The 12,355-nt window shown below is 33.4% G+C and carries 23 protein-coding genes and 1 pseudogene; 18 read left to right on the top strand and 6 right to left on the bottom strand.

Features of this window, described 5'->3' with window-relative positions:
- Positions 1-100: 100 nt before the first annotated feature.
- From EVI01_RS12500 to EVI01_RS12480, 5 genes are all read right to left on the bottom strand, one after another.
- A complete protein-coding gene (locus tag EVI01_RS12500) occupies positions 101-1,246 on the bottom strand; it encodes a site-specific integrase (RefSeq protein WP_010751853.1) in 1,146 nt (381 codons plus the stop codon).
- 12 nt (positions 1,247-1,258) lie between these two features.
- Positions 1,259-1,573 carry a hypothetical protein gene (locus tag EVI01_RS12495; protein WP_010751852.1) on the bottom strand — a complete coding sequence of 105 codons (315 nt, stop codon included), beginning with the start codon at positions 1,571-1,573 and terminating at the stop codon, positions 1,259-1,261.
- A 58-nt stretch (positions 1,574-1,631) separates the two neighbouring features.
- Positions 1,632-2,441 carry a LysM peptidoglycan-binding domain-containing protein gene (locus EVI01_RS14240; RefSeq protein ID WP_010751851.1) on the bottom strand — a complete coding sequence of 270 codons (810 nt, stop codon included), beginning with the start codon at positions 2,439-2,441 and terminating at the stop codon, positions 1,632-1,634.
- Positions 2,442-2,542: 101 nt separating this feature from the next.
- Entirely contained in the window at positions 2,543-2,995 is a 453-nt protein-coding gene (locus EVI01_RS12485; RefSeq protein WP_010720144.1) for an ImmA/IrrE family metallo-endopeptidase, read from the bottom strand.
- A 12-nt stretch (positions 2,996-3,007) separates the two neighbouring features.
- Positions 3,008-3,418 carry a helix-turn-helix domain-containing protein gene (locus EVI01_RS12480; protein ID WP_010720143.1) on the bottom strand — a complete coding sequence of 137 codons (411 nt, stop codon included), beginning with the start codon at positions 3,416-3,418 and terminating at the stop codon, positions 3,008-3,010.
- 273 nt (positions 3,419-3,691) lie between these two features.
- On the opposite strand from EVI01_RS12480, the gene EVI01_RS12475 reads away from it, so the two are divergent.
- Genes EVI01_RS12475 through EVI01_RS12470 form a run of 3 tightly spaced genes read left to right on the top strand, consistent with a single transcriptional unit; the run spans position 3,692 to position 4,259 of the window.
- Positions 3,692-3,892: a helix-turn-helix domain-containing protein gene (locus EVI01_RS12475; protein ID WP_010751850.1), complete on the top strand. Its 201-nt coding sequence runs from the start codon at positions 3,692-3,694 to the stop codon at positions 3,890-3,892.
- 11 nt (positions 3,893-3,903) lie between these two features.
- Entirely contained in the window at positions 3,904-4,056 is a 153-nt protein-coding gene (locus EVI01_RS13775; protein ID WP_010751849.1) for a hypothetical protein, read from the top strand.
- Positions 4,041-4,259 (top strand): hypothetical protein, encoded by a 219-nt coding sequence (locus tag EVI01_RS12470; RefSeq protein WP_010720140.1) that lies wholly within the window; start codon positions 4,041-4,043, stop codon positions 4,257-4,259. Before EVI01_RS13775 ends, EVI01_RS12470 begins: the two co-directional genes overlap by 16 nt.
- Here EVI01_RS12470 and EVI01_RS12465 read toward each other — a convergent pair.
- Positions 4,246-4,737, bottom strand: coding sequence for a hypothetical protein (locus EVI01_RS12465; RefSeq protein ID WP_010751848.1), 492 nt, complete (start codon positions 4,735-4,737; stop codon positions 4,246-4,248). The genes EVI01_RS12470 and EVI01_RS12465 overlap by 14 nt on opposite strands.
- Before the next feature lie 75 nt (positions 4,738-4,812).
- Here EVI01_RS12465 and EVI01_RS12460 point away from each other — a divergent pair, with 75 nt between their 5' ends.
- From EVI01_RS12460 to EVI01_RS12390, 15 genes and pseudogenes are all read left to right on the top strand, one after another.
- Positions 4,813-5,097, top strand: a complete 285-nt coding sequence (locus tag EVI01_RS12460; RefSeq protein ID WP_010751847.1) for a hypothetical protein — start codon at positions 4,813-4,815, stop codon at positions 5,095-5,097.
- 335 nt (positions 5,098-5,432) lie between these two features.
- Entirely contained in the window at positions 5,433-5,738 is a 306-nt protein-coding gene (locus EVI01_RS12455) for a hypothetical protein (RefSeq protein ID WP_010751846.1), read from the top strand.
- A complete protein-coding gene (locus EVI01_RS13770) occupies positions 5,735-5,902 on the top strand; it encodes a hypothetical protein (protein WP_010751845.1) in 168 nt (55 codons plus the stop codon). The genes EVI01_RS12455 and EVI01_RS13770 overlap by 4 nt, the downstream gene beginning before the upstream one ends.
- 68 nt (positions 5,903-5,970) lie before the next feature.
- A complete protein-coding gene (locus tag EVI01_RS12450; RefSeq protein WP_010751843.1) occupies positions 5,971-6,489 on the top strand; it encodes a hypothetical protein in 519 nt (172 codons plus the stop codon).
- Complete coding sequence (locus tag EVI01_RS12445) at positions 6,486-7,151, top strand: AAA family ATPase (RefSeq protein WP_010751842.1); 666 nt, start codon at positions 6,486-6,488, stop codon at positions 7,149-7,151. The genes EVI01_RS12450 and EVI01_RS12445 overlap by 4 nt, the downstream gene beginning before the upstream one ends.
- 1 nt (position 7,152) lies before the next feature.
- Positions 7,153-7,695 (top strand): DUF669 domain-containing protein, encoded by a 543-nt coding sequence (locus EVI01_RS12440; protein ID WP_010719521.1) that lies wholly within the window; start codon positions 7,153-7,155, stop codon positions 7,693-7,695.
- A gap of 100 nt (positions 7,696-7,795) precedes the next feature.
- Positions 7,796-8,461, top strand: a pseudogene (locus EVI01_RS14325) (LvrA C-terminal domain-related protein); the annotation flags it as partial.
- Between the two features lie 91 nt (positions 8,462-8,552).
- On the top strand, positions 8,553-9,794 hold the full coding sequence (locus EVI01_RS12430; RefSeq protein ID WP_010751840.1) for a DnaB-like helicase C-terminal domain-containing protein: 1,242 nt from the start codon (positions 8,553-8,555) through the stop codon (positions 9,792-9,794).
- Between the two features lie 11 nt (positions 9,795-9,805).
- On the top strand, positions 9,806-10,060 hold the full coding sequence (locus EVI01_RS12425) for a hypothetical protein (protein ID WP_010751839.1): 255 nt from the start codon (positions 9,806-9,808) through the stop codon (positions 10,058-10,060).
- Positions 10,057-10,446 (top strand): RusA family crossover junction endodeoxyribonuclease, encoded by a 390-nt coding sequence (locus tag EVI01_RS12420; RefSeq protein ID WP_010719518.1) that lies wholly within the window; start codon positions 10,057-10,059, stop codon positions 10,444-10,446. The genes EVI01_RS12425 and EVI01_RS12420 overlap by 4 nt, the downstream gene beginning before the upstream one ends.
- On the top strand, positions 10,447-10,641 hold the full coding sequence (locus EVI01_RS12415) for a hypothetical protein (RefSeq protein ID WP_010751838.1): 195 nt from the start codon (positions 10,447-10,449) through the stop codon (positions 10,639-10,641).
- A gap of 16 nt (positions 10,642-10,657) precedes the next feature.
- Complete coding sequence (locus EVI01_RS14175) at positions 10,658-11,413, top strand: hypothetical protein (RefSeq protein WP_261766401.1); 756 nt, start codon at positions 10,658-10,660, stop codon at positions 11,411-11,413.
- Positions 11,414-11,415: 2 nt separating this feature from the next.
- Positions 11,416-11,652: a hypothetical protein gene (locus EVI01_RS12400; protein WP_010719515.1), complete on the top strand. Its 237-nt coding sequence runs from the start codon at positions 11,416-11,418 to the stop codon at positions 11,650-11,652.
- Positions 11,646-11,957, top strand: a complete 312-nt coding sequence (locus EVI01_RS12395) for a hypothetical protein (RefSeq protein ID WP_010719514.1) — start codon at positions 11,646-11,648, stop codon at positions 11,955-11,957. Before EVI01_RS12400 ends, EVI01_RS12395 begins: the two co-directional genes overlap by 7 nt.
- Entirely contained in the window at positions 11,954-12,343 is a 390-nt protein-coding gene (locus tag EVI01_RS12390) for a beta-sandwich lipoprotein (protein ID WP_010720128.1), read from the top strand. The genes EVI01_RS12395 and EVI01_RS12390 overlap by 4 nt, the downstream gene beginning before the upstream one ends.
- The last annotated feature ends 12 nt before the right edge of the window (positions 12,344-12,355 follow it).

The following is a 12,355-nucleotide window of genomic DNA, read 5'->3' as shown; positions in this document are numbered from 1 at the left end:
CTGTTAAATAATTTTATTGATTTTTAATTGGCTAAAAACCTTGATATTTAAGGTTTTTAGTCTTTTTTTATTTTTTTGACCATACTTTTGACCATACTTTTTAAAAATTTAAATAAGCTGCAAACTTATCAGCAGACCTTTCTTTTTGTTTTTTAGTCACATGAGTGTATATGTTCATTGTTGTATGAATATCTGAATGTCCTAACCTTTCTTGAACTTCTTTGACAGACAAACCAGCTTCAAATAATAAGCTACAATGTGTATGACGGAAGCCATGTATGGTAATATCATTGAAATTATGTTCTTTGCATATTCTAGATAAAATAATATTAGGTCGAGTTATATCTATATAATTATTGTTTTTAGAAGAAAAAATTATTTGATTCTTTGTTTTAGCATGTTGACCATGGGCAAGTAAATAACGTTTTTGCTGAGTTTTCCATGCCTTCAAAATATTTAGTGTTTCGTCATCTAGCGAAATTTTTCTAATAGATGTGTTTGTTTTTGGTGGTGTAGAAATAAATTTATTATCTGAATTTCTCGTGATAGTTTTATTGATTTCAAGTGTTTTATTAAAAAAATCTACATCGTCCCAAGTTAATGCTAATGCTTCACCTTTTCGTATTCCTGTAAAAGCTAGAACTCTGAATAGAGGATAAGTTATAGGGAATTTGTCTTTTTGACAGCATTCAAGAAAATCTTGTAATTCTTCTTTTTCAAAATATTTTAATTTAGTCTTTTTTTGCTTGCGTTCTCCTTTTGAAAAAGTTACTTCTTTCATAGGATTTTCTTTAATTAGGTTCATTTTTTTTGCATAATCAAAAACTGCAGATGTATAACATTTTAAAGCTTTATAGGTAGAATATTGTTCTTTCCATTTGTTGATAGCTTCTTGACAGTAAGCTATGTTATAGCTTTGTATTTTTTTATTTCCAAAAAAAGTTGAAATGTTTTTATCAAACAAAAACCTAACACGTAAGTAAGTACTTTCTCTGACTGTTGGTTTATATTGTTCAATCCACATATCTTTTACTTGTGTAAAAGTGTAGTTATTATCTTTTACTAGTTTTTTATCTGTAGCTAAAACTTCTAGTCTAGCTAGTGCGATTTTCGCTTCTTTTTGTGTTTTGAATCCTCTTTTAGTTGTATATCTCTTCTTTCCAGTTAATGGATCAATACCAAGATATGTCTTGAAGTACCACGCTTTTTCACCATTTTTCTTCTGGTATTGTTTAATCATTGCCATAAAATCCAACTCCTATTCTAATTCTATTTCTAAAATACTGTTGTCAAATGATTCTAAAATTTCATTTTTTTCTATAAAATCAATCCATTCTTGATATCCGTTGTATTTTGGAATTCCTAAATGAGATTTAAGTTTTTGATAGGTATTCGCCACAATTTTTTTCCATTCTTCTTCGCCAGTACGAATGATTTTATCATCATCCCACTTTTTTGTTTTTCCAGTTCGTTTACTATTTTTTGATATTTGATAGTTTTTCCATTTGGTTAAAAATATATGTTTTGAATTAGAATTGTTTTCTAACCATTCTTTGAATTCTTGATATTGCATGTTTTTCTCCTTTCGAATGTATGTTCTTATAGCTATAAAAGAAAAGCCCGAAGGCTTTTTATTTAATCCTTAATTGTTGTCCAGGATAAAGCATATAATTATTTGAATCCATCCCGTTCAATTCAAATAGTTGATCAATTGTGATTCCTGCACGTTCTGCTAACTGTTTAGGACCTTCTCCTTGCTGTACTGTTATAATCGAATTAGAACTAATTTCTGATGAGGAAGGATTAGTTTCAATTGTTGATTCACTTGAAGGTAGTGGTTCAACTTGTGTTGTCGATGAAGGAGCTACTTCTTCAGAAGGATTTGTTGGTTCTCCACCATAGCATTTTTCACAAGGGGTCAAACCTCTATTTAAAGCTTCCTGTAGAGTTGTAGGACTATAATTACCATTTCCACAAACATGATTATGATACTTTTTGCCAGTCGGCGTAATTAAAACTGTTTGCTGGTTATTTTGTTGCTGAGCTTGAGCAACGGCTTGTTCTTGAGCAGCTTGTGCTTGTCTAGCTTGTTCCTGAGCAATTGCTTGTTGTCTTTGTTCTTCTGCTTTACGTTTCTCTTCCTGCTGTTTTCTTTCATCCTCTTCTTTAGCTTTCTGTTCTTCTTTTTCATTGCTTTCAGAAGAAGTGTCTCTAGTGGTAGAACTAATTGTTGTTGACTGAACGGTGGTGTTATTTGTAGCTGATTGTTCTGTATCTGGTGGAGAAATAGTAACTCCACAAACCATAGCTGCAAAGGCTGATATTATTCCAATAATAATTTTCTTTCTAGCTATTTTTTTCTTTGAGAAAAAGGAATATATCAGAAATCCTATTCCAAAGAAAAATCCTAGTAGTCCAATTGCAAATAAAAAGTTTCCCATAAATTCCTCCTTGTTATTCTGAGTATATTTTTATATAATTTTTTTGTAGCAATTCTCAGAAATGAGGAAGAGTCCATGTGAAAGCATGGGCTTTTTTATTTTTAATGTTGTAATACTAAATGTTCGAGGTTATGAGGAAGTCCTAAATATTCAATAATTTGGAACTGACTCATATAAGATAAATCTTGTTCATCTATTGTTCTAGTTAACATTTCAATTGCAAACATATTAGCTTCAGCTTCTATACCACAAATCATGCGATTCAGATTATTTGCTCTGAAAGCAGCTGTAGAAATACCTTTATGGAGTCTAACGTGGGCTATTTCATGCCATAAAACAAACCTTTTCATAGAATAAGATAGATTTTGATTGATTAATATTACATAACATCTTTTATTGCGTATAGTTTGTCCTAATGTTTTATTTCCTAAATTAGTTTCAATTAAATCTATATCAGAATATTTGATTATTTTATATGGATTAATTGCATCAGAGCCAAATTCTACAAACAATTTTTCTATTTCTTCTAAAATCCAGTATTTGTTTAAATGCATATAAAAGACCACCTATTGACGATATTTTTTAGGAGTGAATTTTTTCTTTGCTTTAACCTTAGTTAAGGATAATGCAAGTTGAATAGCATCGTATAATTTTTCCTTATCTTCATCGTCTAAAGGTTCGCCATAATAATTTGTTTCAGCATCTGAATCTAAGCCTTCAAGTAATTTTTCAGCTTGTAGAGCAATATCTTGTTTATCTTTCTCTGTTAAATCATAATAATGGCGTTTATCAGTACGTCCTAAAAGATAATCAGTTGATACATCAAAGTAATCTGCTACTTTTTGTATTTTATCTCCAGATGGAGTACTTTTATTCCAATTTCTTAAACTTCCAGCGCTAAAATCTAGCTTTCTTTCTAATTCTGCTCTAGTCATTTTTTTTTCTTTAATAAGGTTGTCAACTCTATCTAAAAGCATTATTTTATTCCTCCTAGACTACAAAAAGTAAAATTTTACATTTTTAAGTTGACTTATGTAAAATATTGCATTATACTTTATTTGTAAGCAAGATATTCACGACACACAAAAAGCAAATAAGTAATCACTTAATAGTCTCCCCAGACATAAGTAAAGCTCGTATTTTGTGTGCTGTATTTTCTATGCTTACATTATGCAATATATTACACTGTATGTCAATCTTAAAGTAAAAAAACAATGTAAAATTTTCGTTTTAAAAGGAGATGATATTTAATGACTTTAAAACAGCAAGTATTAATTGCATTAGTCAAGAAAGGTTGGAGTCAACGAGAATTAGCTCGACGAATGGGTATATCAATTACTTATTTGCGAGATATTTTTATCGAAAAAAGAAAACCTAAGGAACGTTTAAAACAAATCGAAGAACTTTTGGATATCAAGTTAGAAGTAGATTCTAGCAATCAACCAGAGTGAGGTGAGGAAGAATGGAAGAGAGCAAAATTTGTTTTGATAAAGCATCAAACCAAATAGTGATGGAATCAGATATCGGGATTTTAACTATTACTAGATATGGCTTTAGATATGAAGTTAAGGGTGAAAACAACCAGCGTGAGGTGAGAGTATGGAAAAACAGATAAATAAAAAAGAACATTATTTAACAAAATTTAAGCGTAATAACGACATTGATAAATTTGGTTTTTCAAAAGAAGTTGAAGAATCAGGAGAAGCAATTTTAGCTGAATTAAAAAATAGAGACTTAACATACGATGATGCGTATGCAAGTCTTCAATGGGTTTATAACAAGCTTCAATATGAATCCAACTTTATTAAAATTCGATAAAGCAAGAATCATCATCAACTTTGATTTCTAGAATTTCAAAATTATCATCATTAATTAACATTGATTTTAATTTTAAATTGGTTTCAAGAAAATGAACATTTCTAACTGTTCTAGTTAAAGGTTCAATATATTGAGATTTTTTGCTGTTTTTAGAAACAAAATTAACAATTTCTTCTAACAATAATTCAGGATGAGAAAAAGCTTTTTTTGTACTAAAATAGACAGTTTCTTTATTTTTTTTCCAAAGACTAAACATTTCTTTTGGTAAACAGTTATCAATTCGTTTTTCTTGGATATCATAATCAGAATCAAAGTTTTTTAAAATAATACTCGTTTTTGACTCAGTTAGAGGTAAATATTCTGCAGTCAAAATTTTGTTCTTATAACTTACAACTAAATTGAATTGTTGTTTGTTAATGGTGTCAAATTGAAGAGCATGAAGTAAATAGTAAACTGCTTGGACCTCATTTAAGTTCATTTTTTCCCCACCTTTCTTCATTGATATTTTACCAAGAGGTGGAAAGCAAAACAATAATTGTAGGAGGTGTAACCTATGCAACTAAATATTCCAGATGAAGTAATTCAAAACGAATTAGCAAGTAATATTACTTTTATTGTTTTGAAAGAAATCGAAAAGCGATCCAGCTTGTTGACTAAAACTGTTGAATTACCACCTTATCCGAATAAGTCTCAAGTAAAAGAAATATTGAAAATTGGCGATGATAAATTAAGCGGTTGGATTTCAAAAGGTTTAAAGATTCAACAATGGAGTGAACAAGATATTCGAATTGAACGAACTGAATTACAACGATTTTTAAAAGAAACTTTTGAAATTTAAATATTTAAACTTGTTCTACATTCACCACTTCCGAAAAGAGGAGTTGTAGATTTTTCTCCTTTCTATATCTGCTACTAATACTATTTTTTCATAATGCAACTCCTCTTTCCGGAGGTGGTGACGGTGAGAGACGAAGGAGGGAGCGAATGACATTACAAGAACATCAACGCTTGATGCGAAAACTAAATTAGGAATACCACGAAGAAATGAAACCTAGATTGTTAGGGGAACAATGGCGTGAACGCCAGAAGAAGTGGCGAGAAATAAAAAAGTGACTCAGCCGTCCAAAGCAATGAGTCACAAACCAAAAATTATACCTAAGGAGATTTTATCATATGAATAAAAAAATTGAAAATCTTATTGAAGAGTTAATCGAAGAATGCAACAAACAAGACGTTCCAGTCCTTTTATCAGTTAAAGGAGACGAAACTACATTGAACGCTGCAAGTGGTGATGCTATAGAGCTTGCAGAAATGCATATTGGAATTGAAATTGATTTACTTAAACAACTTGATTTAGATAATCCAAGCGATCTCAGAAAATTAGTTTTATGCCAATCAATTAAGCAATTATTCAATATTGATAGTAAAGAAGATTTTGCTGACTTGATGACTCGAATTTCCAAGGAGGAATTTCAATGATGAACGAAAAAACAATTGATTTACTCATTATTTTATTTTTCACGTTAGTGATTGTAGCGAAAAGGTACGTAATCTTTGGCTTGTTATTCGCAATTACCATGCTTGTGCTTTGCGTGCTAGCAAGAGGAAAAGAGGGGAAATATGAACGAGTTAGCAAATCTTGACAACTATTTAACTGATCCTGATTATGCTAAACCACCATATGAAGCACCAATCGATGAGGAGGAAGAAGATGAGTCATTTTGAAGGACATGATTTGGAATGGATCACGAAAAAAATCGAGGAATTAGAACAAGCAAAGAAACATCGGCTTAATCAATACGATATTGAAATTGCACAGCTAACAGAAAGAAAACAACGTGTATGCGCAAATTTACAAAAAGAAATTGATGAAGCAGTAGTTATCCAAAGACAGTTGATGGGCAATGCAGAATTAGTCGAAACCAAAAGTTTTGTTTTGACGATGAAGCCTGTAGATTTACGTAAACCATCACATTTTAAATTACAACCATCAAAAGTAAAAGAAGAGAAAGAACAATTTATTCAATATCTTCGAAACGAACATCCTGAATTGGTCAAAGAGTCAACTGAATACAAACCAAAGCAACTAGACATCAAGAAGTTGATTGCTGACGGTGTGTTTCAACTAACGGATGATCTTCGAGTAATAGATGAGAATGGTTGTTATATTCCGAATCTAACAGTTGGTATCAAAGAGCCAGAAGTAAAAGTGAAGGTGAAGCAGGTATGAAATTCTATCCAAATGGAACAGTACCAAAACAAGCGAATATGTATTTTATTTACGGTGATGGCGGTACAGGAAAAACTTCACTAGCTAAACAGTTTGAAGGAAATAAAATACTTTTTAGTTTTGATTTATCAACGAACGTATTAATTGGGGAAAAAGATATCTCTGTTGTTCAGTTAGAAAGTGGAGATGCTCCTAATATCCAATCATTAATAGATAAGTGGGTACTAGGAGCATTGAGCAAACCAGAATACGAAGTCATTATCTTAGACAACATGACTGCCTTACAAAATTTAGTACTAGAAAATATTGACGGAGCTTCACGAGACGGACGTCAAAATTATCAGAAATTGCAACTATGGTTCAGACAATTAGGAACAAAATTAAGAGAGAGCAACAAAACTATTTATGCAACTGCACACCAAGTTGACAATGGTGCTAGCGGATTAGATGGTAAAGGGCGTTTTAGTCCAGATATGAATGAAAAAACTTTTAATGCTTTTACCTCAATGTTTGATTTAGTCGGTCGTATCTATATTGATGATGATAAACGTTTGATTGATTTAAATCCAGAAAACGGGAATCATGCGAAAAATAGAATCGATGATCGCAAGCTTATCGAAGCGAAGGAACTAATAAATAATCATCAGGAAGAAGGAATTTAATATGGCACTATTTGTAGTAGATTCACAAAATGTTTTAGGTAAATCAGTAAAGGAAGCAGGAAGTTACAATGTGAAAATTCTTCCTGATTCTGAGTGCAAAAAAACAAAAGAAACAAATAATGATATGGCTGTCTTCAATTATGAAGTAATCGACGGCAAATATAAAGGTGGGAAAATTCTTTATGACAATATTGTTTGGGATAACAACGATGTTGAATTTTCTACTAAACGTTTTAATACGATTTTAACTGCACTTGGAGTACCAGATGGAACACCAATTGATAGTATTCAACAATTAGTTAATGCAGCAAAGGGTAAAACGTTAAATATTACGGTTGATTGGAAACATAGTGATTATAACGACAGATGGAATTTATCTGTTAAAGCTTATAACAAACTTGATGAAGAAGGAAGCAAACCTAACGGTGTAGAACGTCCTAACGGTAAAGAAGCAAACAAAAACACATTTGCGCAATCACATTCAAATGATCCATTTGCAGGTAGTTCTACGATTGATATTTCAGATGATGACCTTCCCTTTTAATCAACAAACAGCATTATTTGATTCACTGAATCCACCATTAAAAAAATAATGAGGGAGTTAATTTCCCTCTCCAATTTTTAAAATGAAAGGAGGAACTCAATTGGATTATCTCAGACAGCTTAATGCTTTCGAAAATTGGCTTGAATATAACGAGCTTGGCGCTGGTCCCCAATTGCTTTGGTATAAGCTTATGGTTATAGCAAACAGAAGTGGATGGCAGAGCGAATTATCGATTGCCAATACAAGGCTACAAGCAATGACTAAAACGTCTGAAAAAACATTGATTAATAATCGAAACCAATTGATCCAAAATGGACTCCTCCAATACAAAAAGAGAGGTCGTACAAAAGCTGGAGTTTATATTATTACTGATTTAACTGGAAATTATTCAGTAAAAACTACAGTAGAATCCCCTTCTACTGGAAATATTACAGTAGATAGTAAAGTAAATCAGAAAGTAAAAAGGGAAGTAAATCATTCAGTAGATTCTACAGTAAATTCTTCAGCTTATATAAACAATACAAAACAAAACAACAATATATCGCCAACCACGCCAAAAATGGCGAAGTCGGCAGAGTTAGAATCTGACTTTGAGAAACTTTGGAATTTGTATCCAAGAAAAGAGCGTAAAGCAGACGCATTCAAAGCATACAAGAAAGCAATCAAAGCAGGTACAACGAACAAAGAAATACAAGATGGCATCGTTGCTTATACTCGATCAGTTGCAAACATAGACAAACAGTATATTGCACAAGGAGGTACTTGGTTTAATCAACAGCGTTGGCAAGACGTAGTAGATGAACCAGTACATCATACACAAGGATTTCAAGATAACTACGACGAGGTGATGAAAGCTTATGAACAATGAGTTAGCGTTAGTTGCCAGTTTGTTAAAAGAACCGAAACGTTTGACGGAGTACGAAATCAATCCTGCATGGTTCGTTAATGAATATTGCCAACAAGTGCTAAAAGCCTTGAATAACCTAAAAGGCACTAGCTATCAACTGAAAGACGTTTACCGTGAAATGCAAGCTATCAATTTGTTAAACAGTGGCACGCTAGAAGACTTAGATACGCTCGTAGGTAATGCACCAGAAGACGATATAACAGCACATTTAGTCTACTTCGTGAAAAAAGACTATATCGAGCGGGAACTTACTTATACAGCAAAAGAATTTTCTTTAAACGGCACAGAAGAATTAAGCGAAAAATTACAAAGCTTGCTTGCAGAAAAGAATGTATTAAAGCAAAACAAACCTAACGGCAGATTAGACAATGTTTATCAAGAGTTTTTAGGCTTGATTGACACAGAGAAGCCTTTGTTACAAACGTTCGATAAACTAGATAACTATTTAGGCGGTGGCTTGAGTGGTGGTCAATTAGTCGTGATAGGTGCTCGACCAGCAGTTGGGAAAACAGCATTAGGAACAAGTATGGCAATGGAAATTTTGCAAAAGAACGAAGGAACAACGGTCGATTTCTTTACGCTAGAAATGACTGCATGGCAATTGACTGCTCGTTTTATATCTAGAAAAGCAAAGATCAACTCTATCTTGTTTAGAAATCCGCATAACTTGTCTGAAAAGAATCAGCAGATAAGCAAACAAGCGTTCCAAGAAATTATGCGACATGATTTAAGAGTATACGGTGCAGAGTATGAGCAATTAAATGATATTAAGCAAGTGATTCGTAAGAGAGCAAAGAGTAAAGCTGGCAAATATGTGGCGTTTATTGATTATGCAGGATTGGTCGGTGTGACTGATAGTCGAAAAACAGAACGACAAGTCATGAATGAAGTGACAAGAACGTTGAAATTATTGACTAATGAACTAGACATCACAATCATTCTTTTCGCACAGTTGAACCGTGGAATGGAACAACGAGCAGAAAAGAAGCCAACATTAGCAGATTTAAAAGAGTCTGGCAGTTTAGAACAAGATGCGAATGTCGTTTTGTTGTTATCAAGGAATGAGCAAAACGAAAAGATTGTTGATTGTCAGATTGCTAAAAATCGTGAAGGAATGACTGGGTGTATACCGTTTAAATTTATTCCACAGTTTATGGATTTTTCCATCGATTATGACTTTCGATACGATTAGGAAGTGACATCATGTGTAGAGAACGAGAGAAATATCGTATGTCTGGCATGGAGTATAAACAGATTTTGCAGGAAAACGAATTATACCGTAGTGAACTGGTGCAGTTACTTGAACAGCAAGTGAAAATTTTACAAGAAAATCAGATGTACGATGAAGCAGAAGAAGCGAAGTGGTTGGCTATTGGTATTGCAGAAGATGAGAAGAAACAAGGATATGGCTATCTGGAAAATGTCAGATGTCAACCAGTAAAAGGAGCAATCGCATGAACACGTTTTATATTCCTGGTGAATTAATGAGTTTAAACGAATTTATCAATATTCAACGTACGCATCCGATGAAGGGAAATCAAGTCAAACAGAAAAACACCAATCGGTGTAAACGAGCCGTGTTAGAGGCTATTCAACAAGGCTTATCTTTCGAGCTCCCTGTGTGCTTGTCCATTACTTGGTACATGAAAAACAGACGGAAAGATCCTGATAACATTGCGTTTGCCGTTAAGTTTATTCTTGATGGCTTAGTCAATGCAGGAGCGTTACCAAATGATGGTTGGAATGAAATCGTGGAAATCACACATCATTTCGTAGTAGATGCGAAACAGCCAAGAGTAGAGGTATCGCTTTATTCAAAAGAAATAGAAGGAGCAACTGTGTAGGTGGGACAGCCAAAACAAACAGGTGGGACACCTAAGAAAAGACCAAGATTTTCTCTTGATGACGACACTTTAGCACAGCTTGCTTGGTTATATGAACAAGATACCAAGAAAGCAAGTCATCGAATCTATCCATCGGATACGTTGAAGAAAATCATTAACGAAGCGTATACAGTGCGCAGGGCATTTAGAAATTAGCAAATGGAGCAGTGATATGGTTCTTACAAGACAAGAAAAACGAGAGCGAAGAAGACGAATATTAGCAATTATTGGTGATCGCTCTGTCGAAGAATTATCTGATCAAGAATTGAAATTAGTGCAAGAAATCGCTGGAACGATTGGTGCGGACACGATAGACGAATCCAAACCATTACCAAATATGGATTTAGAAGAGTTTACCTACGAAGAGTATGAAAGGTTGGTAGAGCTTGGTTATGCGAAAAAATCAATCTATCGTGCGTTAGGAATTAGCCAAGGGAAATTATATAGATGGCTAGAAGAAAACCAACCGGTTTCAAAAATACAACAAAAAATAGATTTAACGGAGATGAAAACAATGAAATTATCAAGTGATTTTAAATTATTCGAATTTATCGGTATCAGCAGAGAACCGAGTATCACCATTTCAAAATATGGTTTGAATTTTAGTTTAGCAGCGGCAGATTATCTTAAACGGGTAGCTTATGTAAAAGTTTACGTGAATGAAAAAGAGAAACAGATTGCTTTTTTATCAGCGAAAAAAGAAGACAATGGCGCTGTTCGATTTTTCAGAGAAGAAAATTCCACTTATAAAAATCCTATTTTTAGAAATGCGAAATTCTTAGAAAAAATTACGGAAATGTGTGGTTTTGACTTAGAGAATAAAACATATTATGTGAATCCCGAAGTCTTAGAAGATGGTCAAGGCGTTCTTTTAGATTTAGAAAAGGCCGAAGAAAAAGAACGTCGTATTTTTGGACGAGGTGAATAAGCATGAGCAGAAAAAAGAAATTCATTCCAGAAGTTAACCAAGAGGTTGAATGCTTTTGTTGCGATTCAAAGCGTGAGACACCATGGCTATATCCGTTCGAAGGATATGTAAAGACAGTCTACGAAAAATCAGCCTTAGTAACAATCGGAAGTACTCATCCAAAAGATGATCACTTAGTAGTGGAGCGTGGTGGAAGAACGATTGTTCCATTTACAGAAATGAGGGCTGTGGAATGCTAGATATGAAAATTGAAAACTATCGAATCACTGAGACGAGTGATTGCAGAAATATTGTTTTATCACGAGTGATTCTTGATGAAAAAGGGAATATTCAATATACCGTAAATAGCAAAGGTGAAAAAGTAGAAGGGGTTTCGTTTATTGGATACTACCAAACGTTGAGCATGTGTTTAAAAGCCATACAGCGTGACTACGTGATGAGAGAAGGTCACGTGATAAAAAGTATTATTGAGTACAAAAAGGCGCTTGAGCGTATCACTAACGAGTTTGAAAAAGCATGTGAGATTGAGGAGGAAAACAAATGAAAAAATTAATTGTATTTATCAGTTTATTAGGAATAGGCATCACATTAGGAGCTTGCGGAAGAGAAAGCGATAAAGTTTCCTACAATGTAAGCCAAGAAGCAGATAATTTTAATGTGATTCGTCGGGTGACAGTGATCAATACTCGAACGGACAAAGTGGAGTTTGAAGCAATCGGTCGAATATCTGTGGATACGGAAGATAAAAATAAACTCGTTATTCTAGTTGAAACAGGAAAGAAACAGTACAAAAGACATCTTGTGAACATGACTAGTTGGAACATGTATGTGGTTGAAGATTTAGAAGGCGCTAAGGTCAATGAATACAAATACGAAGTAAATTACATGCCAGAAAGTATTGTGCCGTTTACGGTGACTGAGAAGAAGTAGGAGGACAGCGAA

Origin of the sequence: Enterococcus villorum (genome assembly GCF_007990225.1) — a bacterium.
Lineage (GTDB): Bacteria > Bacillota > Bacilli > Lactobacillales > Enterococcaceae > Enterococcus_B > Enterococcus_B villorum.
Note: the sequence above shows the minus strand (reverse complement) of the source record. Positions and strands in the feature narration are given on the sequence as shown.

Bases quoted from the DNA above. Each gene is read 5' to 3' on its own strand.
- EVI01_RS12475 (WP_010751850.1), top strand. From the start codon at position 3,692: ATGACTTTAAAACAGCAAGTATTAATTGCATTAGTCAAGAAAGGTTGG.
- EVI01_RS12425 (WP_010751839.1), top strand. From the start codon at position 9,806: ATGTGTAGAGAACGAGAGAAATATCGTATGTCTGGCATGGAGTATAAA.
- EVI01_RS12420 (WP_010719518.1), top strand. From the start codon at position 10,057: ATGAACACGTTTTATATTCCTGGTGAATTAATGAGTTTAAACGAATTT.
- EVI01_RS12400 (WP_010719515.1), top strand. From the start codon at position 11,416: ATGAGCAGAAAAAAGAAATTCATTCCAGAAGTTAACCAAGAGGTTGAA.
- EVI01_RS12465 (WP_010751848.1), bottom strand. From the start codon at position 4,737: ATGAACTTAAATGAGGTCCAAGCAGTTTACTATTTACTTCATGCTCTT.
- EVI01_RS12395 (WP_010719514.1), top strand. From the start codon at position 11,646: ATGCTAGATATGAAAATTGAAAACTATCGAATCACTGAGACGAGTGAT.
- EVI01_RS12500 (WP_010751853.1), bottom strand. From the start codon at position 1,246: ATGGCAATGATTAAACAATACCAGAAGAAAAATGGTGAAAAAGCGTGG.
- EVI01_RS12450 (WP_010751843.1), top strand. From the start codon at position 5,971: ATGAGTCATTTTGAAGGACATGATTTGGAATGGATCACGAAAAAAATC.
- EVI01_RS12480 (WP_010720143.1), bottom strand. From the start codon at position 3,418: ATGCTTTTAGATAGAGTTGACAACCTTATTAAAGAAAAAAAAATGACT.
- EVI01_RS12470 (WP_010720140.1), top strand. From the start codon at position 4,041: ATGGAAAAACAGATAAATAAAAAAGAACATTATTTAACAAAATTTAAG.
- EVI01_RS14175 (WP_261766401.1), top strand. From the start codon at position 10,658: ATGGTTCTTACAAGACAAGAAAAACGAGAGCGAAGAAGACGAATATTA.
- EVI01_RS12440 (WP_010719521.1), top strand. From the start codon at position 7,153: ATGGCACTATTTGTAGTAGATTCACAAAATGTTTTAGGTAAATCAGTA.
- EVI01_RS12485 (WP_010720144.1), bottom strand. From the start codon at position 2,995: ATGCATTTAAACAAATACTGGATTTTAGAAGAAATAGAAAAATTGTTT.
- EVI01_RS12460 (WP_010751847.1), top strand. From the start codon at position 4,813: ATGCAACTAAATATTCCAGATGAAGTAATTCAAAACGAATTAGCAAGT.
- EVI01_RS12445 (WP_010751842.1), top strand. From the start codon at position 6,486: ATGAAATTCTATCCAAATGGAACAGTACCAAAACAAGCGAATATGTAT.
- EVI01_RS13775 (WP_010751849.1), top strand. From the start codon at position 3,904: ATGGAAGAGAGCAAAATTTGTTTTGATAAAGCATCAAACCAAATAGTG.
- EVI01_RS12430 (WP_010751840.1), top strand. From the start codon at position 8,553: ATGAACAATGAGTTAGCGTTAGTTGCCAGTTTGTTAAAAGAACCGAAA.
- EVI01_RS13770 (WP_010751845.1), top strand. From the start codon at position 5,735: ATGATGAACGAAAAAACAATTGATTTACTCATTATTTTATTTTTCACG.
- EVI01_RS12455 (WP_010751846.1), top strand. From the start codon at position 5,433: ATGAATAAAAAAATTGAAAATCTTATTGAAGAGTTAATCGAAGAATGC.
- EVI01_RS14240 (WP_010751851.1), bottom strand. From the start codon at position 2,441: ATGGGAAACTTTTTATTTGCAATTGGACTACTAGGATTTTTCTTTGGA.
- EVI01_RS12390 (WP_010720128.1), top strand. From the start codon at position 11,954: ATGAAAAAATTAATTGTATTTATCAGTTTATTAGGAATAGGCATCACA.
- EVI01_RS12495 (WP_010751852.1), bottom strand. From the start codon at position 1,573: ATGCAATATCAAGAATTCAAAGAATGGTTAGAAAACAATTCTAATTCA.